General features: G+C 64.7%; 24 protein-coding genes and 1 pseudogene. 9 read left to right on the top strand and 16 right to left on the bottom strand.

Translation table 11 applies throughout. The annotated features are described in order from the left end of the window. Positions 1–209: 209 nt before the first annotated feature. The 4 genes from AC2EAL_RS14165 to gyrA form a co-directional block, all read right to left on the bottom strand. Complete coding sequence (locus AC2EAL_RS14165; protein ID WP_484724868.1) at positions 210–533, bottom strand: DUF6614 family protein; 324 nt, start codon at positions 531–533, stop codon at positions 210–212. 57 nt (positions 534–590) lie between these two features. Then, complete coding sequence (locus AC2EAL_RS14160) at positions 591–968, bottom strand: DoxX family protein (protein ID WP_484724867.1); 378 nt, start codon at positions 966–968, stop codon at positions 591–593. Between the two features lie 114 nt (positions 969–1,082). Further along, entirely contained in the window at positions 1,083–1,373 is a 291-nt protein-coding gene (locus AC2EAL_RS14155; RefSeq protein WP_484724866.1) for a hypothetical protein, read from the bottom strand. Further along, complete coding sequence (gene gyrA / locus AC2EAL_RS14150) at positions 1,363–4,077, bottom strand: DNA gyrase subunit A (protein WP_484724865.1); 2,715 nt, start codon at positions 4,075–4,077, stop codon at positions 1,363–1,365. The genes AC2EAL_RS14155 and gyrA overlap by 11 nt, the downstream gene beginning before the upstream one ends. A gap of 192 nt (positions 4,078–4,269) precedes the next feature. On the opposite strand from gyrA, the gene AC2EAL_RS14145 reads away from it, so the two are divergent. Further along, positions 4,270–4,539 (top strand): usg protein, encoded by a 270-nt coding sequence (locus AC2EAL_RS14145; RefSeq protein WP_484724864.1) that lies wholly within the window; start codon positions 4,270–4,272, stop codon positions 4,537–4,539. Between the two features lie 214 nt (positions 4,540–4,753). Here the strand turns inward: AC2EAL_RS14145 and rocF are convergent, their stop codons facing one another. Beyond that, entirely contained in the window at positions 4,754–5,677 is a 924-nt protein-coding gene (rocF, locus tag AC2EAL_RS14140; RefSeq protein WP_484724863.1) for an arginase, read from the bottom strand. 176 nt (positions 5,678–5,853) lie between these two features. On the opposite strand from rocF, the gene AC2EAL_RS14135 reads away from it, so the two are divergent. The 3 genes from AC2EAL_RS14135 (at position 5,854) to AC2EAL_RS14125 (ending at position 9,134) form a co-directional block, all read left to right on the top strand. Beyond that, a complete protein-coding gene (locus tag AC2EAL_RS14135; protein WP_484724862.1) occupies positions 5,854–7,827 on the top strand; it encodes a heme lyase CcmF/NrfE family subunit in 1,974 nt (657 codons plus the stop codon). After that, positions 7,824–8,297: a cytochrome c-type biogenesis protein gene (locus AC2EAL_RS14130; RefSeq protein WP_484724861.1), complete on the top strand. Its 474-nt coding sequence runs from the start codon at positions 7,824–7,826 to the stop codon at positions 8,295–8,297. The genes AC2EAL_RS14135 and AC2EAL_RS14130 overlap by 4 nt, the downstream gene beginning before the upstream one ends. A 66-nt stretch (positions 8,298–8,363) precedes the next feature. Next, positions 8,364–9,134 (top strand): enoyl-CoA hydratase-related protein, encoded by a 771-nt coding sequence (locus tag AC2EAL_RS14125; protein WP_484724860.1) that lies wholly within the window; start codon positions 8,364–8,366, stop codon positions 9,132–9,134. 32 nt (positions 9,135–9,166) lie between these two features. Here AC2EAL_RS14125 and ilvN read toward each other — a convergent pair whose 3' ends face one another. The 5 genes from ilvN to AC2EAL_RS14100 form a co-directional block, all read right to left on the bottom strand. Further along, a complete protein-coding gene (gene ilvN / locus AC2EAL_RS14120; RefSeq protein WP_484724859.1) occupies positions 9,167–9,727 on the bottom strand; it encodes an acetolactate synthase small subunit in 561 nt (186 codons plus the stop codon). Between the two features lie 35 nt (positions 9,728–9,762). Further along, a complete protein-coding gene (locus tag AC2EAL_RS14115; protein WP_484724858.1) occupies positions 9,763–10,755 on the bottom strand; it encodes an acyltransferase family protein in 993 nt (330 codons plus the stop codon). A gap of 71 nt (positions 10,756–10,826) precedes the next feature. Then, complete coding sequence (locus tag AC2EAL_RS14110; RefSeq protein ID WP_484724857.1) at positions 10,827–12,581, bottom strand: acetolactate synthase 3 large subunit; 1,755 nt, start codon at positions 12,579–12,581, stop codon at positions 10,827–10,829. Between the two features lie 318 nt (positions 12,582–12,899). After that, a complete protein-coding gene (locus AC2EAL_RS14105) occupies positions 12,900–13,817 on the bottom strand; it encodes a sodium:calcium antiporter (protein WP_484724856.1) in 918 nt (305 codons plus the stop codon). Positions 13,818–13,935: 118 nt separating this feature from the next. Then, entirely contained in the window at positions 13,936–14,325 is a 390-nt protein-coding gene (locus AC2EAL_RS14100) for a VOC family protein (RefSeq protein ID WP_484724855.1), read from the bottom strand. 212 nt (positions 14,326–14,537) lie between these two features. Here AC2EAL_RS14100 and AC2EAL_RS14095 point away from each other — a divergent pair, with 212 nt between their 5' ends. Then, positions 14,538–15,647 (top strand): TRAP transporter substrate-binding protein, encoded by a 1,110-nt coding sequence (locus AC2EAL_RS14095; protein WP_484724854.1) that lies wholly within the window; start codon positions 14,538–14,540, stop codon positions 15,645–15,647. Positions 15,648–15,706: 59 nt separating this feature from the next. Here the strand turns inward: AC2EAL_RS14095 and AC2EAL_RS14090 are convergent, their stop codons facing one another. The 3 genes from AC2EAL_RS14090 to AC2EAL_RS14080 form a co-directional block, all read right to left on the bottom strand. Next, positions 15,707–17,470, bottom strand: a complete 1,764-nt coding sequence (locus AC2EAL_RS14090; protein ID WP_484724853.1) for a TRAP transporter large permease — start codon at positions 17,468–17,470, stop codon at positions 15,707–15,709. Continuing rightward, on the bottom strand, positions 17,467–18,069 hold the full coding sequence (locus AC2EAL_RS14085; RefSeq protein ID WP_484724852.1) for a TRAP transporter small permease subunit: 603 nt from the start codon (positions 18,067–18,069) through the stop codon (positions 17,467–17,469). Before AC2EAL_RS14085 ends, AC2EAL_RS14090 begins: the two co-directional genes overlap by 4 nt. A 112-nt stretch (positions 18,070–18,181) precedes the next feature. Beyond that, positions 18,182–18,529 carry a winged helix-turn-helix transcriptional regulator gene (locus tag AC2EAL_RS14080; protein WP_484724851.1) on the bottom strand — a complete coding sequence of 116 codons (348 nt, stop codon included), beginning with the start codon at positions 18,527–18,529 and terminating at the stop codon, positions 18,182–18,184. A gap of 124 nt (positions 18,530–18,653) precedes the next feature. On the opposite strand from AC2EAL_RS14080, the gene AC2EAL_RS14075 reads away from it, so the two are divergent. From AC2EAL_RS14075 to AC2EAL_RS14060, 4 genes are read left to right on the top strand one after another with little or no spacing between them, the layout of a single operon-like run. Further along, a complete protein-coding gene (locus AC2EAL_RS14075; protein ID WP_484724850.1) occupies positions 18,654–19,262 on the top strand; it encodes a glutathione binding-like protein in 609 nt (202 codons plus the stop codon). Then, positions 19,262–19,642 carry a nuclear transport factor 2 family protein gene (locus AC2EAL_RS14070; RefSeq protein WP_484724981.1) on the top strand — a complete coding sequence of 127 codons (381 nt, stop codon included), beginning with the start codon at positions 19,262–19,264 and terminating at the stop codon, positions 19,640–19,642. Before AC2EAL_RS14075 ends, AC2EAL_RS14070 begins: the two co-directional genes overlap by 1 nt. Before the next feature lies 1 nt (position 19,643). Then, positions 19,644–19,856, top strand: coding sequence for a tautomerase family protein (locus AC2EAL_RS14065; RefSeq protein WP_484724849.1), 213 nt, complete (start codon positions 19,644–19,646; stop codon positions 19,854–19,856). Next, positions 19,849–20,295: a DMT family transporter gene (locus AC2EAL_RS14060; protein WP_484724848.1), complete on the top strand. Its 447-nt coding sequence runs from the start codon at positions 19,849–19,851 to the stop codon at positions 20,293–20,295. Before AC2EAL_RS14065 ends, AC2EAL_RS14060 begins: the two co-directional genes overlap by 8 nt. Positions 20,296–20,365: 70 nt before the next feature. Here the strand turns inward: AC2EAL_RS14060 and AC2EAL_RS14055 are convergent. From AC2EAL_RS14055 to AC2EAL_RS14045, 3 genes and pseudogenes are all read right to left on the bottom strand, one after another. Continuing rightward, a pseudogene (locus tag AC2EAL_RS14055) lies at positions 20,366–20,737 on the bottom strand (VOC family protein); the annotation flags it as partial. After that, on the bottom strand, positions 20,738–21,565 hold the full coding sequence (locus AC2EAL_RS14050) for an arginyltransferase (RefSeq protein ID WP_484724847.1): 828 nt from the start codon (positions 21,563–21,565) through the stop codon (positions 20,738–20,740). Between the two features lie 147 nt (positions 21,566–21,712). After that, the gene (locus AC2EAL_RS14045) at positions 21,713–22,198 is read right to left on the bottom strand and encodes a DUF2852 domain-containing protein (RefSeq protein ID WP_484724846.1); all 486 of its coding nucleotides are present in this window, start codon (positions 22,196–22,198) and stop codon (positions 21,713–21,715) included. Positions 22,199–22,206: the final 8 nt, after the last annotated feature.

Genomic DNA, 22,206 nt, shown 5'->3' with positions numbered 1-22,206 from the left:
CGATTAATCGGCCTTAGCCCTTGTCGAGCGCCAGTTTGCCCGGGCCATGGGCGAAGAACATCAGGAAGGCGCCGGCGATCGGCGGTGAAAACGCAGAAGGCAGCGCCGCGAGGGCCACGATACGGGTCTGGAAGCCGAGGATGATGGGCAGGGTTCCCCGCGGGCGATGTTGCCGCAGGGATTGCCCAGATCATGCAGATGCGGAAGGCTTAGGCCGGGTCCGGGTAGGGGCGGTACAGACCAATCTCGGTCCGGGCGACCATGCTGAGCATGTAATCGTAGCGCTGTGTCGCCTCATCCGCCTTGTTGCCGAGGGCCGCGAGGGCTGCGTCGAGCGCGGGGAGATCGGGAACCTCCATCTCAAGCAGGAAGTCCGTGTGCGTTGCAGCAGTGCCGAACTTGCGGCGCAAGAGGCGCCAGCCAGTTATCAGGCCCCGAGACTGCAAATAGCCCGTCCATTGGGTGCAGGCCTCGGAGAATAGCAATGAGCGCGCTTCCGGCCGAAGTTCAAATACGCAATGGTAAAGATTCATGGGTGTCTCCCTTCGGCGCAAGGATCGCACCGAAGGGTTACGCGGCGATTAATTGCCTCAGACCTTGTCGAGCGCCAGTTTGCCCGGGCCGTGGGCGAAGAACATCAGGAAGGCGCCGGCGATCGAGAAGTTCTTGAGGAACATGATCATCTGCATCTGGTCGGCGAAGTTGTTGTGGAAGACGACGGCGGTGAAGACGCAGAAGGCCGCGCCGGCAAGGGCGGCAATGCGGGTCTGGTAGCCGACGATGAGCGCGAGGCCGAGGGCGATCTCGAAGATCGCTGCGGGCCAGGCGAGGAAGCCAGGCAGGCCCACGGACTGGATATAGCCGGCGGTCCCGGCGATGTCGGCGACCTTGCCGACCCCGGCCAGCAGGAAGAAGCCGCCGATGATGATGCGGGCGATAAGCGGCGAGTAGGTCTTGAGCTGTTCCATGATGTTCCCTTGAGCGCGTTGTCCCGGTCTTTTGCCGGGTCGAGGCATTTTGCACAGATGGGCTTTTGTGCAAATTCCCCGCAAGGGCAGGGGTGTTGTGCGCTGGCGCAGAGATCAGCGCAGGCGGCGGCGTTGGTCGGTGGTAAAGGCTGCCGGGTCAGGGATGTTGGCACCGAGGGCCGTGGCCTTCTGGAAGAAGCCGGGGGCGGGGAGGTGGTCGGGCGAGAGCCGCTGGCGGAGGAGTGCCGCGCGAAAGGGGGCGCCTTGGGTTGCGTCTGCCTCCATCAGGGCTTCGAGTTGGGCGGTGAGGTCACCCATGCGGAGGCCAAGGTCCCGTGCGAGGTCGCCGTAGGTGATGGTCTCGCCCGCAGCCGCTAGGGCTGCGAGCTTTTCCTCAAGCGTCATCGCCCTGATCGGCGACGCGGGCCACCGAGACGACTTCCTCATCGGCCGCGATGGCGAAGATCTTGACGCCGCCTGCCGACCGCGAGCGGAAGCTGACCTGGTCCACCGGCGTGCGGATCGACTGGCCGGAGGAGGTGGCGAGCATGATCTGGTCGGTGGTTTCGACCGGGAAGGAGGCGATGATGCGGCCGCCCCTTGGCCCCGGGCTGATGGCCTTGACGCCCATGCCGCCACGGCCGCGGACCGGGTAGTCGTGCGAGGAGGAGAGCTTGCCGGATCCGCCCTTGGTGACGGTGAGGATCAGGTCCTCGGCCGCCGACATCTCGGCATAGCGTTCCGGGGTCAACTGGCCGGCGGGGACGTGTTCTTCCTCGTCGTCGGTGTCGTCCTCGGTGATCCCGGCCATCAGGCGGCGCTGTTTCAGGTAGGCTTCGCGTTCTTCTGGCGTGGCCTCGAAGTGGCGGATGATCGACATCGAGACGACATGGTCGCCGTCCGCCAGCCGTATGCCGCGCACGCCGGTCGAGCCGCGGGACTTGAAGACGCGGATTTCCGTGGTGGAGAAGCGGATGGCGCGGCCGGCTTCCGTCACCAGCATCACGTCGTCCTGGTCGTCGGCGATGGCGGCGTTCACGAGGGTGATGCCCTCGGGCAGGTTCATCGCGATCTTGCCGTTGCGCTTGACGTTGGTGAAGTCGCTAAGGTCGTTCTGCCGGACATCGCCGTCAGAGGTCGCGAAAACGATCTGCAGGTTGCCCCAGTCTTCCTCGGGCACGTCGACCGGCATCAGGGCGGCGATGGAGATGCCATTTTGAATCGGCAGGATGTTGACAAGCGCCTTGCCCTTGGCGGTGCGGCCGGCCAGCGGCAGGCGCCAGGTCTTCAGCTTGTAGACCATGCCGTCGGTTGTGAAGAACAAGAGCCAAGTATGCGTATTCGCGACGAAAAGCGTGGTGACCACGTCGTCGTCCTTGGTCTGCATCGAGGCCAGACCCTTGCCGCCGCGGTTCTGGGCGCGGAATTCGGCCAAGGGCGTGCGCTTGATGTAGCCGCCCGAGGTGATGGTCACGACCATATCCTCACGCTCGATCAGGTCCTCGTCCTCCATGTCGCCGGACCAGTCGGTGATTTCGGTCCGGCGGGGGACGGCGAAGAGGGCTTTGACCTCACGGAGTTCATCCGAGATGATCGCCATGATCCGATCGCGGCTGCCAAGAATGTCTAGGAAGTCCTTGATCTTCCCGGCCAATTCTTCCAGCTCGTCGGTGACTTCCTTGACCCCCATTGCGGTCAGGCGCTGCAGGCGGAGGTCGAGGATGGCGCGGGCCTGGACTTCGGAGAGGTTGTAGGTCCCGTCCTCATTGATCGTGTGCGACGGATCGTCGATCAGGCGTATATACGCGGCGATGTCGTGGGCAGGCCAGCGGCGGGTCATCAGCTTGTCACGGGCCTCGGCCGGGTCGGCAGAGGCGCGGATGGTCGCGACAACCTCATCCACGTTCGAGACTGCGACGGCGAGGCCGCAGAGCACATGGCTGCGCTCACGCGCCTTGCGGAGTTCAAAGGCAGTGCGGCGCGCAACAACTTCCTCGCGGAAAGTAATGAAATAGCTGAGGAAATCGCGAAGGGTCAGCTGTTCTGGCTTACCCCCGTTCAGGGCCAGCATGTTGCAGCCGAACGAGACCTGCATGGTCGAGAAGCGGAAGAGCTGGTTCAGCACCACGTCGGGCGTTGCGTCGCGCTTGAGCTCGATCACCACGCGGACGCCGATCCGGTCGGATTCGTCCGCGATCCCGGCAATGCCGTCGATGCGCTTTTCGCGGACGAGTTCCGCGATCTTCTCGATCATCGTGGCCTTGTTGACCTGATAGGGGATCTCGTCGATGACGATGGCCCAGCGGTCCTTGCGGATTTCCTCGACATGGGTCTTGGCGCGAATGATGACGCTGCCCCGACCCTCCAGATAGGCTTTCCGCGCCCCGGAGCGGCCGAGGATCTGCGCGCCGGTCGGGAAATCGGGGGCCGGGATGATCTCCATGAGTTGCTCCATGGAGATGTCGGGGTTCTCGATCAGGGCGAGGGTGCCGTCGATCACCTCGCCCAGGTTGTGCGGCGGGATGTTCGTCGCCATGCCGACAGCGATCCCGCCCGCACCGTTGACCAGCATGTTGGGGAAGCGGGCCGGAAGGACGGTGGGCTCCTTGTCCTTGCCGTCGTAGTTGTCCTGGAAGTCGACGGTTTCCTTGTCGATGTCCGACAAGAGGAAAGCGGCGGGCTTGTCCATCCGTACTTCGGTGTAGCGCATGGCCGCCGGGTTATCGCCGTCCATCGAGCCGAAGTTGCCCTGGCCGTCGAGAAGCGGCAGCGACATCGAGAAGGGCTGCGCCATCCGCACCAGCGCGTCATAGATCGCCGAGTCGCCATGGGGGTGGTATTTCCCCATCGTGTCGCCCACCGGGCGGGCCGACTTGCGATAGGCCTTGTCATGCGTGTTGCCGCTTTCGTGCATCGCAAACAGGATGCGGCGGTGGACGGGCTTCAGCCCGTCACGCAGGTCGGGAATTGCGCGGGAAACGATCACGCTCATCGCGTAGTCGAGATAGGCGGTCTTCATCTCGGCGGCGATGTCGACCTGGGGGCCGTGCCAGCTGGGACGATCCGGTTTTTCTTCTTTGTTTTCAGTGTCGTCCGGGGTGTCGGCCATGAGGGCGCGCGCCTTCCTTGCGGGATCAAGATTTAGCAGGCGGGAAGATACACCATCCAAGCTGTGGGGTGCAATGGCGCGATGCGCATCGATTGGCAGCCAGAGGGAATGAGTGACAACATACTGTTTTTATTGATTTTTAGGACTTCTTTGGCATGATTCCCTATAGGACCACCTGAAAGGAGGGGTGCAATGGTCAGACGCGAGACGGAACTGATGCTGAAGGGCTATGGGCTGACGACGGCGGAACTGTACTACCGGATGCCGGATTACCGCAGTGTCCTGAACAGTTTCATCTGGCAGGAGTACGACCTCGCACCGGATTATCCGGAGCTCTTCAAGTTCATCGAGTTCTGGCAGGAGAAGATCGAAGGCCCGCTTCATTCGGTGCGCTTCACCCACCGCAAGCTGATCGCGCCCGGGGAATGGCGCAACGTCGTGGGCGAGTTCCGGATCCATTAGCGCTTGCATTGCGCGCCTGTGGCGAAACAGTCTGGCCGCAGATTGCGGCACTGTGTACCGGGCGTCGGCAATCGTTTGGTGGGGTTTGGAAACAATTACCGCCAGCCAATCCGGTCTGTTCCGTGTATAGATACAGTGTCGATACGACACGTATATACATCTCTACTGGCTTGGAGTAGCTCTGCAACGGACCACAAGATGTAGCGGGTCTGCGTCACTTGGCTCGGGTTGGGCGGTCAAAGACCTTTTTCCCCATCAATGACCCCACCAGGTCGACCATCAGCCGCGCGGTCATGCCGCGGTCGTCCAGAAAGGGGTTGAGTTCCACCAGGTCGAGGGAAGTGACCAGGCCGGACTCGTGCAGAAGCTCCATCACCAGATGCGCCTCGCGGAAGGTGGTGCCGCCGGGGACGGTGGTGCCGACGGCGGGGGCAATCGATGGGTCGAGGAAGTCGACGTCGAGCGACACGTGAAGCATCCCACCCTCGCGCCGGACGAGGTCGAGGAACTCACGCAAGGGGGCGACGAGGCCGCGTTCGTCGATGACTCGCATGTCGTTGATGAAGATGTCGCGTTCCTGCATGGCAACCTGTTCGGCCGGATCGACCGAGCGGATGCCGAACATGCAGATGCGATGGGCGGGGACCGGGGCGGGGAAGGGCGGGAAGGCGTCGAACCCGTCGCGGCCGGCGATATAGGCCAAGGGCGTGCCGTGCAGGTTTCCGCTTGTGGTGGTGAGCGGCGTGTGGAAGTCGGAATGCGCGTCGAGCCAAAGGAGGAAGAGCGGCCGGTCCTGCCGCGCGGCAAAGGCGGCGGCCCCGGCGGCGGAACCGAGGGCAAGGGAATGGTCGCCGCCCATGATGATGGGGAAGCCGCCCTGGGACAGCGCGTCATCCACCCGATCCATCAGGATCTCGGCCCAGGCCACCGTCTCGGCCAAGTCGTGGACGGCGGGATTGGGGCAGGTGACAGGCTTCAGGGCTGGCAGCGAGAGGTCGCCCCAGTCTTCGACCCCGTGGCCCTCGGCGCTGACTTCGTGGGCGATACCGGCGACGCGGTAGGCGGCGGGGCCCATCAGGCAGCCGGGGCGTTTTTGCCCGCTGTCGATGGGGGCGCCGATCAGGATGCATTTGGGCATGGGGTCCTCCCGTTTGCGACGGGTGTAGCGGTGCGGGTCGCCGGGTGGCAACCGGCAAAACGGCGGGAGGGCAGCGGGGGACCCGACAATCTGCCGACCGGGCGCGGCGGAAGGGCGCAGGCCTTTCCCCGGACGCCTGGGACGCCTATCATGTGGAAAGGTCAGGGGAGCAGGTCATGATCGTCGAGCTTGGGCATTTCGCGCTGATCCTGGCGCTGATGGTGGCGCTGGTGCAGTCAACGCTGCCGCTCTGGGGCGCGCACCGGGGTGACGCGCGACTGATGGCCCTGGCGGGACCGGCGGCGCTGGTGCAGCTGGTGCTGGTTGCGGCAAGCTTTGCAGCGCTGACCTGGGCCTTTGTGGTGTCGGACTTCAGTCTGGCAGTGGTGGTGTCGAACTCGCACACGCTGAAGCCGATGATCTACAAGATTTCAGGGGTCTGGGGGAACCATGAGGGGTCGCTGCTGCTCTGGGTCCTGATCCTGGCGGTGTACGGCGCGGCGGTGGCGGCGTTTGGCGGGGGCCTCCCTGCGCGGCTGAAGGCGCGGGTCCTGGCGGTGCAGGGGATGATCGGGGTTGCGTTCCTGCTGTTCCTGCTGCTGACGTCAAACCCGTTCTGGCGGCTCGCCTTGCCGCCCCTGGACGGGCAGGACCTCAACCCCCTGCTGCAGGATCCGGGTCTGGCCATCCATCCGCCGTTCCTGTACCTGGGCTATGTCGGGCTTTCGATGGCCTTCTCCTTCGCGGTGGCCGCGCTGATCGAGGGCCGGGTCGATGCCTCCTGGGGGCGCTGGGTCAGGCCCTGGACGCTCGCGGCCTGGGTGTTCCTGACCATCGGCATCGCGCTGGGGTCATGGTGGGCCTATTATGAGCTCGGCTGGGGCGGGTTCTGGTTCTGGGACCCGGTGGAAAACGCAAGCTTCATGCCCTGGCTGCTGGCGGCGGCGCTGCTGCATTCGTCCATCGTGGTGGAAAAGCGCGAAAGCCTGAAGGCCTGGACGATCCTGCTGGCGATCATGGCCTTCGGGTTCTCTCTTATCGGAACCTTCATCGTGCGGTCTGGGGTCATCACATCCGTCCACGCCTTCGCCAACGACCCCGAGCGTGGCGTGTTCATCCTGATGATCCTGGGCGTCTTCACCGGGGGCGCGCTCATGCTGTTTGCGGCGCGGGCCGGATCGATGGAGGCGCGCGGCGTCTTCAGCCTGGTCAGCCGCGAAAGCGCGCTGGTGGCGAACAACATCCTGCTGACGGTGGCGGCGTTTGTCGTGTTTATCGGGACAATCTGGCCGCTTGTCGGGTCAATGTTGCTGGGGCGTGACCTATCGGTCGGCGAGCCTTTCTTCAACGCAGCCTTCTCGCCCTTCATGGTGGCGCTGGCGCTGATCCTGCCACCCGGTGCGATGCTGGCCTGGAAACGCGGATCGCTGGGGCGGAGCTTGCGCGGGCTGATCCCGGTCGCTGTGCTGGCGCTGGCCTTGGGCGCGCTGGCCATTGCGATGCAGACCGGGCGCACGGCGCTGGGGCCTATCGGGCTGGTGCTGGGCGCCTGGGTCGGGTTCGGCGCACTGGTGGATCTCTGGGCGCGGACGGGGCGCGAGGGCTTGGGCAGCCGCTTTGCGCGGCTGGGCCGCCTGCCGCGTGCGGACTGGGGTAAGGCCACCGCGCATTTCGGGCTGGGCGTTACCATCTTTGCCGTCTCGGCGATGATGTCCTGGAAGATCGAGGACATCCGTGTCGTGCAGGAAGGCGAGACCTTCCCCCTGGGGGCCTACGAAGTGCGGCTCGACCGCGTCGAAGAGGTACAAGGGCCGAACTATACCTCGACCATGGGCTGGATGACGGTGTTGAAGAACGGGCAGGAAGTCGTTGTTCTGCATCCCGAAAAGCGGTTCTACCCAGTGGCCGAGATGCCGACGACCGAGGCCGCCATCGACTATGGTTTCCTGCGCGATGTCTACCTGGTGCTGGGTGACAAGCAGAAAAGCGGCGGCTGGGCGGTGCGCAGCTATATCGAGCCCTTCGCCAACTGGCTGTGGGCGGGCTGCATCCTGATGGCGCTTGGCGGTCTTCTTAGCCTGTCAGACCGGCGCTACCGGGTGGCTGCCGGTGCGCGGCGGTCGGTTCCAGCCGGGGTTCCCGCGGAATGATCGGTTCCTTCAAACGGTGGTGGGCAATCTGCCCACCCTACATCCTGGCCCTGTTCCTGATGCTGTCTCCGGCCTGGGCGGTGCAGCCGGACGAAATGCTGGACGACCCGGTGCTGGAATCCCGCGCGCGAGAGATCAGCCGCGACATCCGCTGCCCGGTCTGTCAGGGCGAGACGATCGATGACTCCAACGCTCCGATCAGCAGGGATCTGCGGCTGATCATCCGCGAGCGTCTCGTGGCGGGCGACACGGATGAAGAGGTGGTCGACTACATCGTCGAGCGCTTTGGCGAAGGCGTGCTGTTCAACCCGCCGGCCGAAGGGGCGAACCTGATCCTGTGGCTGGCGGGTCCGGCCTTGCTGTTGGCGGGGATCGGGGTGGCCGTGGCGGCGGCTCGGCGGCGGGTGCAACCGGAAGCGAGCCTGTCTGCGGATGAAGAGGCGCGGGTGCGGGAAATCCTGAAGGAGTGACGCGGCGTTTGCCTTTGGGCTGTTGCAGCCTCTCGCTAGTGTGCCGGAAAAGCGGGGAGGCGGGCTATGGGTGATCTGGTCAGGGTTGAAGTGGATGTCGGCGTGCACCGGGTCACGCTGAACCGGCCCGAGGTGATGAATGCCCTGAACCGCGATCTGCGGCGCGAGCTGACCGCGGCCTTGGTGGCCGGGCATGCGGCACGGGTGATCGTGCTGACCGGCGCGGGACGGGGGTTCTGCTCGGGTCAGGACCTGAGCGATGCTTCAGGTCTGGATGCGGCAGGGTTCGAAGGGGTCCTGAACGACGAGTACGTGCCGATGATCCGCGCGATCACCGAGGCGCCGGTTCCGGTCATTGCGGCGGTGAACGGGGTCGCGGCGGGGGCGGGGGCGAACCTGGCGCTCGCCTGTGATCTGGTGATCGCGGCCGAAAGCGCGGTATTCATTCAGGCGTTCAGCCGGATCGGGCTGATCCCTGATGCGGGCGGGACCAGTTTCCTGCCGCGTCGTGTGGGCTTGCAGCGAGCGATGGGGGCGGCGCTTCTGGCCGAGCCGGTCAGCGCCCGGCAGGCCGAAGCCTGGGGGATGATCTGGGAAGCGGTGCCGGATGAGCGGTTCGCCGAGGTGGTGGCGGCGCGGACGGCAAAGCTTGCCCAGGGGCCAACCGGGGCCTATGCGGCTCTGAAGCAGGCCTTGCGCGGGGCCTTCGACCAGCCGCTTGAGGCGCAGCTGGCCATCGAGGCGCAGCTGCAGGGGGCCTGTGGGGCGTCGAAAGATTTCCGGGAGGGGGTGGCGGCGTTCCTGGAGAAACGCGCACCACGTTTTGCGGGCCGGTAGCCAAGCGCGAATTTTCGACGAAAATTCGGGGGTTACGCGCCGCGCTTGAGCGCCGCGACGCCGGTGCGGGCGATTTCCACCAGGCCCAGGGGGCGCATCAGGTCGGCGAAGGCGTCGATCTTCTCGGGCGTGCCGGTCATCTCGAAGACGAAGCTTTCAAGCGTGCTATCGACCACGTTGGCGCGGAAGATTTCGGCCAGGCGCAGCGCCTCGATCCGGTGATCGCCCTTGCCCTTGACCTTGACGAGCGCAAGCTCGCGCTGGACCGAGGGGCCTTCCATCGTCAGGTCGTGGACGGCATGGACCGGGACCATGCGTTTCAGCTGCGCCTCGATCTGGTCGATGACGGCGGGGGTGCCGCGGGTGACAATGGTGATGCGGCTCCGGTGGCCGGTGTGGTCCACTTCGGCGACGGTCAGGCTGTCGATGTTGTAGCCGCGGCCCGAGAACAGGCCGATGACCCGCGCGAGGACACCGGGTTCGTTTTCCACGATCACGGCGAGGGTGTGGCTCTCCTCGATCTCGGAATTGGCCGAGCGGAGGTCATAGGCGGAATGGCTGGAAGAGCCCTTCTTGATGTTGAGTGCGGACATGGGGTCCTACCTTCTGTTGAATGGGTGCATGCGGGTCAGAAGCCGATCCAGGAGGGGCGGCCGATCCGGCGGATGATGATGTAGAGGACGAGAGGGCCGATGATCCCGGCGAGGGTGCCGACGACCATGTGCAGGCTTACGTCCTGGGTTAGGCGGGAGAGCACAACGCGGGTGCCGGCGGAGAAGATGGTGTGGGCCAAGTAGATGCCCATCGACGAGACGCCGAGGAAGGCCAAAAGCCGCAGGGCCGGGCCGGTGCCTTGGGCGCAGGCGACACGGACGATGGCGAGGAAGGCGAGCGACAGGGCGATGCCCAGAAGCTGCGAGGTCAGAAGCGTGGAGGGGACCTGGAAGCTGGCGGCCTGCAGTCCGATGAAGGCCGCCGCCGCGATGGCAAGGGTTGCCAGGCCACGGGCGGGAAGGCCGGACGGTCCGAGTGCTAGTCCGGTCAGGAAGGCCCCAGCATAGGTCAGTGCGCCGAAGGTCCAGGCGTTCAGGCCCACGGGGGTGAAGCTGGAGCCGAGGATGAGGATGGCGGCAAGCGCGGCCCAGACCTTGGCCCCAAGCGGCCGGCCCACGGCGCGGATCAGGGCCAGGACGGCGAGGTGCTGCAGGAACAGCGCCCAGAGGAACCAGAAATGGTCGCGCGGGGGCAGGGGGAAGAACATCAGGTTCTGCCAGCCCGCCACTTGCGTGTTGGCCGCGTCCCCGGCAGCGATCCGGGCGCCGACGAAGATGTAGGACCAGAGGGCAAGCGGCCAGAGCAGGCGGGTGACCCGGCTGATCGCGGCTTCAGAATAGGGGCGTTTCAGGGCCCAAGCTTCGAACGTCATGCCGGAGAGGAGGAAGAAGAGCGGCATGTGGAAGTTGTAGATGAGCGTGTCGATGACCCGGAAGAGGTCCGGGCTGCCAATCATCCCCGCGCTGTCGAGGCCGCGCCAGGCATGGCCGATCACCACCAGGACGATGCCGAGGCCCTTGGCGACATCGAGCGACAGGTCGCGGGTCTTGGGGCTGGCCTCGGACATTTGCATCATCGGGTTCTGCCTGGTTGCTGCAAGACCGGACGGTCCCCGGGGCGAACCGGGGACCGCGCCTGTCACACCAGAACCGCCCCCTTGGCGCCGATCGCTCCTTGCGTGTCGGCGTCGCCCAAAAGCATCTCGTTGTGGGGCTTGCCCGACGGGATCATTGGGAAGCAGTTTTCGTGCTTTTCGACCAGGCAGTCGAAGATCACCGGGCCGTCGTAGCGCAGCATCTCCATGATCGCGTCGTCGAGGTCCTTGGGGTCCTTGCACTGGATGCCCTTGCAGCCGAAAGCCTCGGCCAGTTTCACGAAATCGGGCAGAGAGTCGGACCAGGACGAGGAGTAGCGTTCGCCGTGGAGGAGTTCCTGCCACTGGCGGACCATGCCGAGGCGTTCGTTGTTCAGGATGAACTGCTTCACGGGCGCGCGGAACTGCATTGCGGTGCCCATTTCCTGCATGTTCATCAGCCAGGATGCTTCACCGGCGACGTTGATGACCAGCGCCTCGGGATGGGCGATCTGCACGCCGATGGAGGCGGGGAGGCCATAGCCCATGGTGCCGAGACCACCGGAGGTCATCCAGCGGTTAGGGTCCTCGAACCCCAGGAACTGGGCGGCCCACATCTGGTGCTGGCCGACTTCGGTGCAGATGTAGCGGTCCATGCCCGTGGTCAGGGCTTCAAGCCGCTCCAGCGCGTACTGCGGTTTGATGGTGGTGGTCGATTGTTTGTAGGACAGGCATTTGACCGCGCGCCATTCGTCGATCTGTTTCCACCACTGCGACAATCCGCGCTTGTCGGTCTTGGACCCGCGGGCACGCCATTGGCGGAGGACTTCCTCCAGCACCTTCGTCACGTCGCCGACGATCGGCACGTCCACGCGGATCACCTTGTTGATCGACGACGGGTCGATGTCGATATGCGCCTTCTTCGACCGGGGCGAGAAGTCCTTGACCCGCCCGGTGATCCGGTCGTCAAACCGCGCGCCGATGTTGATCATCACGTCGCAACCGTGCATGGCGAGGTTGGCTTCATAGAGGCCGTGCATCCCCAGCATCCCGACCCAGTTCTTGCCGGAGGCGGGATAGGCACCGAGGCCCATCAGGGTGGAGGTAACGGGGAAACCGGTTTCCGCGGCCAGCTCACGCAGCAGGGCCGAGGCGCGGGGGCCGGAGTTGATGACACCGCCGCCGGTGTAGAGGATCGGGCGTTCGGCAGTCTCGATCATCTCGACCAGGCGGGCGATCTGGTCGGGGTCGCCCTCGGTCCGGGGTTGGTAATGGGTGATCTTGGCCTTTTCGGCCGGGACATAGTCGGCGGTGGCGAATTGCACGTCCTTCGGAATGTCGATCAGCACCGGGCCGGGGCGGCCATGGGTGGCGACGTGGAAGGCCTGGTGGATGGTTTCCGACAGCTTGGCGGTATCCTTCACCAGCCAGTTCATCTTGGTGCAGGGCCGGGTGATGCCGACGGTGTCGGCCTCTTGAAACCCGTCGGTTCCGATCATGAAGGTCGGGACCTGGCCGGTCAGCACGATGATCGGGATCGAATCCATCAGCGCGTCGGTCAGGCCGGTGACGGCGTTCGTTGCCCCGGGGCCCGAGGTCACCAGTGCGACTCCTGGCTTGCCGGTCGACCGCGCATAGCCCTCGGCCATGTGGACCGCGCCCTGTTCGTGGCGCACGAGGATGTGGCGGATGTCGTTCTGCAGGAAAAGCTCGTCATAAATGGGAAGCACGGCGCCGCCGGGATAGCCAAAGACGACCTCGACACCCTGATCCTTCAGGGCCTGGATCACCATCTTCGCACCGGTCATCTGCTTCGACATTTCCGTCTCTCCTTCGCGCAACAAAAAGCCCCCGGAGTTTCCTTCGGGGGCGCATGGGAACCACTATGGTCAAACCGTCACCGGCCCATGCGCTTCCTTCCTACGATGACAAGAAGTCTGGCCATTGGCCCATCCCCTTCACGTTCGGTCGGAACAGTAGGGGCGGATATGCCGGGCGTCAACCGGATTTGCAATACGAAAATGTCGCATCAAGCCGCGGATTTTGAACTTTTCTTGCGGCAGGGTGTCGCGCTGCGCAATTTTCAGAACATCTTGTGGAATGACCCGGATCTGCGCGGCAAACCCGGGCCGAACGGGTCAGGCGATGAAGACCAGATAGGCGCCGTAGGCAGCAAGAAGTCCTGCCCCCGCAATCCGGGGCAGGCCGCCCAGCAGGAAGGCCACCAGCGTCAGGCCGATTGCGGAACCTGCTGCCCACCACATGTCGATGGCAGCAAAGCGCGCCTCGGCCGGGATCGGGGCGATCAGCGCGGTCAGTCCGAGGATCCCGAAGATGTTGAAGATGTTCGAGCCCACGATATTGCCGACCGAAATCTCGGTCTGCTTGCGCAGCGCTGCGATCACGCTGGTGGCGAATTCCGGCAGCGAGGTGCCGACGGCGACAATGGTCAGGCCGATCACCGCTTCGGAGATACCGAAGTCGCGCGCGATGGTGGTGGCGCTGTCCACCAGGAACCGCGCGCCGATCACCAGCAGGACAAGGCCCGCGCCGGTCATTACCCAGGGCTTCCAGTTCGGGCCGAAGGTTTCGGTGTCGCCGCCTTCCGGCGGGTGACCCTGTCCGGCGATGAAGGCGACGACAAGGAAGGCGGCCAGGCCCGCAAGCAGGATCAGGCCATCCACCCGCGTGACCTGTCCGTCCAGCAGCATCACCCAGATGATCGCGGTGGCCGCCAGCATGAAGGCAAGGTCGCGCCAAAGCCTGCGGCCGGGAATGATCAGGGGCGCGATCAGGGCCGAGACGCCGAGGATGAGAAGGATGTTGCCGATGTTCGACCCGATGACGTTGCCGATGGCGATCCCGGGTTGGTCGGCCAGCGCGGCCTGGACTGAAACGATCAGTTCGGGCGCCGAAGTGCCGAAGCCGACGATGGTCAGGCCGATCAGCAAAGGCGACAGGTGGAAAGCGCGGGCGATGGCGGATGCGCCGCGCACAAGGAACTCACCGCCTGCCACAAGAATTGCCAGGCCCACGAAGAACATCAGATAGGTCACGGATTGTCCCCGATTGATCGTTTCCGGGAAGGTTGGGTTGCGGCGCCAGAATGCAAGGGTGATGACGGCGAATTCAGACGATATGGCGCCGATTTGCCGAGACGGACTGGTCCTTTGGTTAGGGCTTGTAGCAGACGGCGTTCAGTTTGTTGCCGTCGGGGTCACGGACGTAGGCCGCATAGAAATGAGCGCCGTATTGCGGGCGCAGTCCCGGCGCGCCCTCGTCTGTCCCCCCATGCGCCAGCGCGGCGGCGTGGAAGGCGTCCACTGCGGCGCGGTCGGGGGCCAGAAAGGACACCATCGTGCCGTTACCCGGAGTGGCGGGGGCCCCGTCGAAGGGCTGGGTCACCCACAAATGCGGCCCGGGATCGTCCAGCCCCCAGGCGGCCGACCGGTCCTCGGGGTCGTAATCCTCGATCCGGGTGTGACCAAGGGGCGCAAGCACCGCATCATAGAAGGGCAGGGCGCGGCCAAGGTCGCGGGTGCCAAGCGAGACATAGCTGAACATGGGGCCTCCTGACGCAATGCCGCAGTTTCTGCCGCCTTGCCACATTTGCCAAGCAGACAATACCCTTAAGGAGCGCCTTGCGCGAAGTCTTCGCCTTTGACGCGAGGAAATGGCTTCCTATCTTGCACGACGGGAAATAGGGTCTATCTCACCACAACTCCCGTCCGCTTTTGCAGGGCGTGAACGGGCAAACCATATGGGAGGAGTACTGCATGGATAGACGTTCGTTCCTGACCAAGGCCTCGATCGGTGGCGTCGCTGCCGCCGGGGCGGCAACGCTGGCCGCACCGGCCATCGCCCAAGAGTCGCCGAGCATCACCTGGCGTTGCGCCTCGGGCTTCCCGAAGTCGCTCGACACCATCTATGGCGCTGCCGAAACGATGGCGAAATACGTCTCCGAGGCCACGGATGGAAAGTTCGTGATCCAGGTCTTCCCGGGCGGCGAACTGGTACCCGCGCTGGAAGCGGCCGAGGCCGCCTCGGCCGGGTCGGTCGAAATGGCGCATACCGCGGCCTACTACGACTGGGGCAAGGACCCGACCAACGCCCTTGGGACCACAGTGCCCTTCGGCCTGAACTACCGTCAGATGAACGGCTGGCTGTACCACGGCGGCGGCATCGACATGCTGAATGAATTCTTCAACGCGAACCGCAACCTGCACTATCTGCCCTGCGGCAATACCGGGGTGCAGATGGCGGGCTGGTACCGCAAGGAGATCAACTCGGTCGCGGACCTGCAGGGCCTGAAGATGCGGATCGGCGGCTTCGGCGGGTCGATCATCGCCAAGCTGGGCGTCGTGCCGCAACAGATCGCGGGCGGCGACATCTATCCCAGCTTGGAGAAGGGCACCATCGACGCAGCCGAGTTCGTCGGCCCCTATGACGATGAAAAGCTGGGCTTCTACAAAGTCGCGCCGTTCTACTACTATCCTGGCTGGTGGGAAGGTGGCCCGACCCTGTCGAACATGATCAACCTGGCCAAGTGGAACGAGCTGCCCCCGACCTACCAGGCGATCCTGCGCTCGGCGTCAGAGGCGGCCAACTCGAACATGATGGCCAACTATGACTGGAAGAACCCGACGGCGCTGAAGTCGCTGGTGGCCAATGGTACCCAGCTGCGTCCGATGCCGGCCGATGTTCTGTCGGCCGCCTATGACGCTGCGGTTTCGACCTATGCCGAGATCAGCGCGACGAATGCCGCCTTCAAGAAGATCTACGACAGCCAGCAGGCGTTCAAGAAGGATGCCTATCTCTGGGCGCAGATCGCCGAATACAACTACGACGTCTTCATGATGACGCAGCAACAGGCTGGCAAGCTCTAAGCGCACTGCCATCGCCAAAAGGAAAGGCCCCGGATCGCTCCGGGGCTTTTTCGTTTGCCTCAGGGGTTCACCACTGGCGCGCCAAGTTGCGGGGCTCCGGGAAGGGTGGGCAAGCCGCCCGGCGCGGGGGCAGCCCCTTCGGCGGGTGCAGTGCCACCAAGGTTCGGTGCCCCAAGCTGCGGCAGACCGCCCGGCGCCCCCGGTGCCAGCGGCTGCAAGGTCGGCACCTTGATCTCGACCGTGGAGGGGTCAATCACCGGTCCCCTGTAGTGCATCACGGTCTGCGGGAAGAAGACCACGACGAAGATCATCGTAACCTGGATGAGGATGAAGGGGATGGCACCCTTGTAGATCTCTCCGGTCTTGATCCCGTCCATCTTCTTGCCGGTGACCTTGTCCAGATAGGGCACCTTGGCCGCGACCGAGCGCAGATAGAACAGCGCAAAGCCGAAGGGCGGCGTCAAGAACGAGGTCTGCAGGTTCACCCCGATGATGACGCCCAGCCAGATCAAGTCGATCCCCAGCGTCTGGGCCGGTGCGATGAGAAGCGGGATCAGGATGAAGGCGATCTCGAAGAAGTCGAGGAAGAAGCCCAGGATGAAGATGATCAGGTTGACCACAAAGAGGAAGCCGTACTGCCCCCCCGGCACGGCGGTCAGAAGTTCCTCGACCCAGACATGGCCGTTCACGCCGTAGAAAGTCAGGCTGAACATCCGCGCGCCGATCAGAACGAAGATCACGAAGGCGGACAGCCGTGTGGTGGCGATGAGGGCCGACTGCAGAGTCGGGAACTTGAACCGCCCCTTGGCCCAGGCCAGGATGATCGCGCCCACCGCGCCCATCGCGCCGCCTTCGGTGGGCGTGGCAAGGCCGATGAAGATCGTGCCCAGCACCAGGAAGATCAGTGCAAGCGGCGGGATCAGCACCATGATGACCTGTTGCGCCAGCCGCGAGAGCAGGTTGATGCCCATATAGCGGTCGGTCAGCGCGTAGAAGTAGATCACCAGCGTGGCGATGGTGGCGCCCAGCACGTCGGCATTCGCACCCCAGTCCTCATACCAGATGTAATGGGCGACGTAGCCGATGGCGCAGCCTGCTGCGAGGGCGACCAGAAGCGAGGTCACGCCCCCGCCCAGCGTCCGCGCCTCGGGCGGCAGGGCGGGCACCTTGTGCGGCTGGAAGATCGCGATCATGCAGATGTACCCCAGGTACATGCCCGTCAGGATCAGACCGGGGACGATTGCGCCCTGATACATGTCGCCCACCGACCGGCCCAGCTGGTCGGCCAGGATGATCAGCACCAGCGATGGCGGAATGATCTGCGCAAGCGTACCGGACGCCGCGATGACCCCGGTGGCCGTGCGCCGGTCATACCCATAGCGCAGCATGATCGGCAGCGAGATCAGCCCCATCGCAATGACTGAGGCGGCGACGACGCCGGTGGTTGCAGCCAGCAGCGCGCCGACGAGGATCACCGCAAAGGCGAGACCGCCGCGGATGGGCCCGAACAGCTGGCCGATGGTGTCCAGAAGATCCTCGGCCATCCCGCTTCGTTCCAGGATGATCCCCATGAAGGTGAAGAAGGGGATGGCCAACAAGGTCTCGTTCGAGATGATCCCCCACAGCCGTTGCGGCATGGTGCCCAGAAGTGGCCAGTCCAGCGTGATCTCGCCGTTGGAATAGGGGGCAAGCCAGACGCCGATCACGAAGAAGATCAGCCCGTTCGCGGCCAGCGAGAAGGAAACCGGATAGCCAAGCAGCAGGAACCCGACCAGGCTGAGAAAGATGATCGGGGCCATGTTGTGGGCGATGAGCTCGATCATTTCTTCACCTCGGTGGTGGCCTGAACTTCGGCAGCCAGTTCCTCGACCTCTTGCAGAGCCTGTTCCTGCGCCGAGATGAAGGGATGGGGGTCCTCCATCAACCCGCGCATGACGGCGATCTTCTTGACGATCTCGGCGATGGCCTGGAAGGTCAGCATGATGAAGCCGATCAAGAGGATCGCGCGGGCGGGCCAGATGATCAGGCCGCCGGCATTGGAAGACACCTGTCCGCCGACAAAGGCCTGGATGGTGTAGGGGTACAAGAGCCAGGCCATGAGTGCCGTGAAAGGCAACAGGAAGAAGATATGGCCCAGAAGGTCGATCCAGTGCTGCGTCCTGCGGCTGCGCGAGGCGTAGAAGACGTCGATCCGGATGTGTTCGTTCTGCTGCAAGGTATAGGCTGCAGCCCCCATGAAGGCCGCGCCGAACAAGTACCATTGCAGTTCAAGCCAGGCGTTCGATGACAGGTCGAACAGCTTGCGGCTGACCGCGTTTCCGGCGCTGACCAGCACGGCAAGGAGGATCAGCCAGATCACGGCCTTTCCGATGAAAGCGTTCACGCGGTCGATACCGCGCGAGAAGGCAAGCAAAGCCTGCATCCTGAAACCCCCCTGTACCTGCCGTCGGTTTGCCCGGCGTGCCGATGTCTAGGTCGTCAATCTAGACGGATGCCCCAAGAACTCAACCGCCAGATGGGCGAATTCCGCCGGGTCAGGCCGCCGCGGCCTTGTCCTTCAGGCGCTGGCCCACTTCGGCGATGGCCTGGATGACGGGCATGAATTCCAACCCGAGGTCAGTCAGGGCGTATTCGACCGACGGGGGCGAGGTCTCCATGACCGTGCGAAGCAGGATGCCGCGCTCTTCCAGCTCGCGCAGGCGCTGGGTCAGGACCTTGGCGGAGACGAGCGGGATGTCGGCGCGCAGTTCGGAAAAGCGGCGGGGGCCGGAGGAGAGGTACCAGATGATGTTCGGCGTCCAGGCGCCGCCGATGAAGGCCATGCAGTCGGACAGCGGGCACATCGGGTGCGGGGTACGGTTCTTGCGGCGTTTCAGCGTCATCGGCGGGCCTTTAGCGTGGTTACCCGGGAGATACTCCATTCTATGCGTTACCGCAAGTTACCCCGTTACCAAAGGTGACTTGATGCGCTAGCCATGGCCGCATCGGAAACCAATGGAGACGACGATGAAACTCTACATCAAGCCCGGCGCCTGCTCGATGGCCTCGCACATCATCCTGGCCGAGATCGGCGGGGACTATGCGGTCGAGATGGTGGATACCGCGAACGGCGAGACGGCCAGCGGCGCGAACTACCGCGAGATCAACCCGAAGGGCAAGGTTCCGGCGCTGGAGGTAGAGGGCGAAGTGCTGACCGAGGGTCCGGCGATCCTGCAGTACTTGGGGGACCGGGCGGCGAACCTGGGGCTGGCGCCCATTGCGGGCACGATGGCGCGGGCGCGGGTGAACGAGGTCCTGAACTTCACCGGGACCGAGCTGCACATCGCCTTTGGGCCTTTGTTCAATCCGGCCTCGACCGACGCGCAGAAGGAAGCGGCGCGGCAGGCGGTGGCGGGCAAGCTCGACTGGCTGGAGGCGCGGTTGGCCGACGGGCGGTCGCATCTGACAGGCGAGGCGTTCACCATTGCGGACGCCTATGCCTTCGTGGTGGCGAACTGGGCCAATTTCACCGGGATCGCCCTGTCGCGCTGGCCGCAGTTGTCGGGGTTCATGGCCCGTGTCGGGGCGCGTCCTGCGGTGCAGCGGGTGCTGCGGGCCGAGGGGCTGGCGGCGTGATGGCGGTCTCTGGCGATTTCCAGGATGTCGCCGCGGTGCTGGCCGTCTACTTCGACGGCCTGCATTTCGCCGACAGCAAGCGGCTGGCACAGGTCTTCCATCCGCAGGCGCAGTATGTCTGCGTGACGGATGGCACGTTCCTCTACCGCGACATGGCCACCTATTTACCGGTGGTCGATGCCCGCATCTCGCCCGCATCCAAGGGCGAGGTGCGGCGTGACGAGATCGTCTCGATCGAGTTCGCCGGGCCGGTGACCGCCCGGGCCATGCTGCATTGCGCGATCGGGGACCGGTTCTTCACCGATTTCCTGACGCTCATCAAGCTGGATGGGCGGTGGCTGATCATCTCGAAAGTGTTCCAATATGAAGAGGAGGGTTGAGATGCCCTATGTGAACATCAAGATCACCCGCGAAGGGGCGACCTCGGCGCAGAAGGCCGAATTGATCGCCGGGGTCACCGACCTGTTGGTCAGGGTCCTAAACAAGTCGCCCGCCACCACCTTTGTCGTGATCGATGAGGTCGCGCTGGAGGACTGGGGGATCGGCGGTCTGCCGGTTCAAGAGTACCGGGCGCAGGTGAAGGCGCATGGGTGAGGGGCTGCGCCATGCCGCCCTGATGGTCGCGGCGGGGGTGGGGATCCCGCTTCTCGCCGCGCTCAACGCCAACCTGGGGCAGCGGATCGGCTCGCCCGTCGCGGCGGGGGTCGTGCTGTTCGCGGTGGCCTTCGGGACGGCTTTGGCCGTGCTGCTGGTCACGGGGCAGGGGGCGGCGCTGGCCCGGGTGCCGGGGCAGCCGCCGGTCCTGTTCCTGGGCGGGTGCCTGGTGGCCTTCTACATCCTGACGATCACATTTGTCGCCCCGCGCTTTGGTCTGGCCAATGCGATCCTGTTCGTGCTTTTGGGACAGCTGGTCAGCGCGGCGGTGATCGATGCGACGGGCATGATGGGGCTGGGCGCACGGCCGGTCAGCGGGGTGCGGCTGGCGGGGCTGGCGCTGATGGCGGCGGGTATCGCGCTGACCCAACGCGGGTAGGCGATTTCTTCGAAGAAATCAGACCGGACTTTTCGAAAAGTCCGGCCCCGAGATCAGCCGCGGGCGGGCCGATCAGGTCCCAGCGGTTGCCGAACGGGTCGCGCCAGACGGCGACGCTGCCGTATGGCTCATGCCGCGGTTCTTCCTCGAAAGTGACCCCTGCGGCCAGCATCGCGGCATGGTCGCGGGCGAAGTCGTCGGTCTGCAGGAACAGGAAGACGCGCCCTCCGGCCTGGTTACCGATGGCGGCCTGCTGAGCCGGTCCCTCGGCCCGGGCGAGGACCAGGCGCGTGCCGCCGCCCGGGGGTTCCACCGTGACCCAGCGCTTACGGCCCTGGTCGATGTCTTCGGTCAGGCGAAAGCCAAGCTTGCCCACATAGAAGGCGATGGCCGCATCGTAATCCGGCACGACGAGCGCGATGGCGGAAATGCGGGCGGGCACTTACAGGCGGGTGTCGGGCAGGCTGATCCGCGCGACCTGTTCGGCGATCGGGTCAACCGAAAGCGGGTGCAGGTCGGCGCAGTGGCTGGCGGCGTCCCCCATCGGCACCCATTCGCCGCCCTTGTAGATTTCCAGCGCCGAGAAACCGGCCTTGTAGCCCATCTTGCGGCTGCCGGGGACCCAGTAGCCCAGGTAGACGTAAGGCAACCCGGCCTCACGCGCGATGGCGACATGGTCCAGGATGACGTGGGTCCCAAGGCTGAGCCCGGTGAACGCGGGGTCGTAGAAGCTGTAGACCATCGACAGCCCGTCATCGAAGACATCGGTCAGGCAGACCGCGACGAGGGGGCGGCCACGCTCTCCCTCATGCGGGGGGCGGGTGTATTCGATGACGCGGGACTTGATCGGGGTTTCCTCGATCATCGCGGCGAATTCGAAGATGTCCATGTCGGCCATGCCGCCATCGGCGTGGCGATGGTCCAGATAGCGGCGGAACAGCGCGAACTGGTCCTCGGTGGCCCAGGGGCTGGTCGCGTTGCGACGTAAGTGCGACAGCCGCTTCTGGACGCGTTTCTGCGTGCGCGAGGGTTCGAAGTCGGCAACCCGGATCCGGGCGGAAAGGCAGGCCGAACATTCTGCGCAGGAGGGGCGGTACAGCACGTTCTGGCTGCGGCGAAAGCCCTGCTTGGATAAGGTGTCGTTCAGCTTCTGCGCATGTTCGCCCTGCAGCGCGGTAAACAGCTTCCGCTCCATCCGGCCCGGTAAGTAGGGGCAGGGCTGGGGCGCCGTCACGTAGAACTGGGGCGTCAGAGGTAACGAGTGGCGCATCTGCAGACATGAAGGATCGGAATGGGAGGGATGCTAACAAGCCCGGACCGTTCCGCCAAGGGGGCAGTGCAGAGATGGCAAACGCCCCATCCCGCGGCTTGCGGAATGGGGCGGAATTGCATCAGGCCGTGGTTAGGCCGGACCGGATCAGTATTCGCCGGGCCGGGCCTCGCCTTCGGGTTTCGCCGGGGTCTCGGTCGCATCCTGGGCGGCGTTGGCACGGGCGCGGTCTTCCATGAAGGCGTCGAACTCGGTCTTGTCCTTCGAAGTGCGCAGGCGCTGCAGGAAGGCCTCGAAGGCTTCCTGTTCCTCTTCCAGGCGGCGCAGGGCCTGGGCCTTGTAGTCGTCGAAAGCGCGGTTGCCGGTCGCCTGGGCGGCGCGCATGGCATGGCGGCCCCAGTGGTGGTCATGCCCGTGGGCGTGCGAGCGGCGCGAGGCGCAGGAAGGTGAGAACATTTTCTTTCCCCAGATCATGTAGGCCAGAAGGGCAAGCCCCACGGGCCAGAAGATGACGAAGCCCAGGACCATTGCGGCGATCCAGGCCCATTTGCCCCGGGCATCGAGCCAGTCTTCGCTGCGATAGAGGGCGCTGCGGAACCCGCCAATCCGGGCGGTGTCGGTAGAGGTGGTCATCGGCGGGT

This window comes from Tabrizicola sp. T74 (assembly GCF_057219935.1).
Note: the sequence above shows the minus strand (reverse complement) of the source record. Positions and strands in the feature narration are given on the sequence as shown.

Coding starts and splice junctions, on each gene's coding strand:
- AC2EAL_RS14075 (WP_484724850.1), top strand. CDS start 18,654: ATGAAACTCTACATCAAGCCCGGCGCCTGCTCGATGGCCTCGCACATC.
- AC2EAL_RS14070 (WP_484724981.1), top strand. CDS start 19,262: ATGGCGGTCTCTGGCGATTTCCAGGATGTCGCCGCGGTGCTGGCCGTC.
- gyrA (WP_484724865.1), bottom strand. CDS start 4,077: ATGGCCGACACCCCGGACGACACTGAAAACAAAGAAGAAAAACCGGAT.
- AC2EAL_RS14110 (WP_484724857.1), bottom strand. CDS start 12,581: ATGTCGAAGCAGATGACCGGTGCGAAGATGGTGATCCAGGCCCTGAAG.
- rocF (WP_484724863.1), bottom strand. CDS start 5,677: ATGCCCAAATGCATCCTGATCGGCGCCCCCATCGACAGCGGGCAAAAA.
- AC2EAL_RS14090 (WP_484724853.1), bottom strand. CDS start 17,470: ATGATCGAGCTCATCGCCCACAACATGGCCCCGATCATCTTTCTCAGC.
- AC2EAL_RS14045 (WP_484724846.1), bottom strand. CDS start 22,198: ATGACCACCTCTACCGACACCGCCCGGATTGGCGGGTTCCGCAGCGCC.
- ilvN (WP_484724859.1), bottom strand. CDS start 9,727: ATGTCCGCACTCAACATCAAGAAGGGCTCTTCCAGCCATTCCGCCTAT.
- AC2EAL_RS14050 (WP_484724847.1), bottom strand. CDS start 21,565: ATGCGCCACTCGTTACCTCTGACGCCCCAGTTCTACGTGACGGCGCCC.
- AC2EAL_RS14145 (WP_484724864.1), top strand. CDS start 4,270: ATGGTCAGACGCGAGACGGAACTGATGCTGAAGGGCTATGGGCTGACG.
- AC2EAL_RS14130 (WP_484724861.1), top strand. CDS start 7,824: ATGATCGGTTCCTTCAAACGGTGGTGGGCAATCTGCCCACCCTACATC.
- AC2EAL_RS14100 (WP_484724855.1), bottom strand. CDS start 14,325: ATGTTCAGCTATGTCTCGCTTGGCACCCGCGACCTTGGCCGCGCCCTG.
- AC2EAL_RS14065 (WP_484724849.1), top strand. CDS start 19,644: ATGCCCTATGTGAACATCAAGATCACCCGCGAAGGGGCGACCTCGGCG.
- AC2EAL_RS14095 (WP_484724854.1), top strand. CDS start 14,538: ATGGATAGACGTTCGTTCCTGACCAAGGCCTCGATCGGTGGCGTCGCT.
- AC2EAL_RS14135 (WP_484724862.1), top strand. CDS start 5,854: ATGATCGTCGAGCTTGGGCATTTCGCGCTGATCCTGGCGCTGATGGTG.
- AC2EAL_RS14060 (WP_484724848.1), top strand. CDS start 19,849: ATGGGTGAGGGGCTGCGCCATGCCGCCCTGATGGTCGCGGCGGGGGTG.
- AC2EAL_RS14085 (WP_484724852.1), bottom strand. CDS start 18,069: ATGCAGGCTTTGCTTGCCTTCTCGCGCGGTATCGACCGCGTGAACGCT.
- AC2EAL_RS14160 (WP_484724867.1), bottom strand. CDS start 968: ATGGAACAGCTCAAGACCTACTCGCCGCTTATCGCCCGCATCATCATC.
- AC2EAL_RS14080 (WP_484724851.1), bottom strand. CDS start 18,529: ATGACGCTGAAACGCCGCAAGAACCGTACCCCGCACCCGATGTGCCCG.
- AC2EAL_RS14155 (WP_484724866.1), bottom strand. CDS start 1,373: ATGACGCTTGAGGAAAAGCTCGCAGCCCTAGCGGCTGCGGGCGAGACC.
- AC2EAL_RS14165 (WP_484724868.1), bottom strand. CDS start 533: ATGAATCTTTACCATTGCGTATTTGAACTTCGGCCGGAAGCGCGCTCA.
- AC2EAL_RS14115 (WP_484724858.1), bottom strand. CDS start 10,755: ATGTCCGAGGCCAGCCCCAAGACCCGCGACCTGTCGCTCGATGTCGCC.
- AC2EAL_RS14125 (WP_484724860.1), top strand. CDS start 8,364: ATGGGTGATCTGGTCAGGGTTGAAGTGGATGTCGGCGTGCACCGGGTC.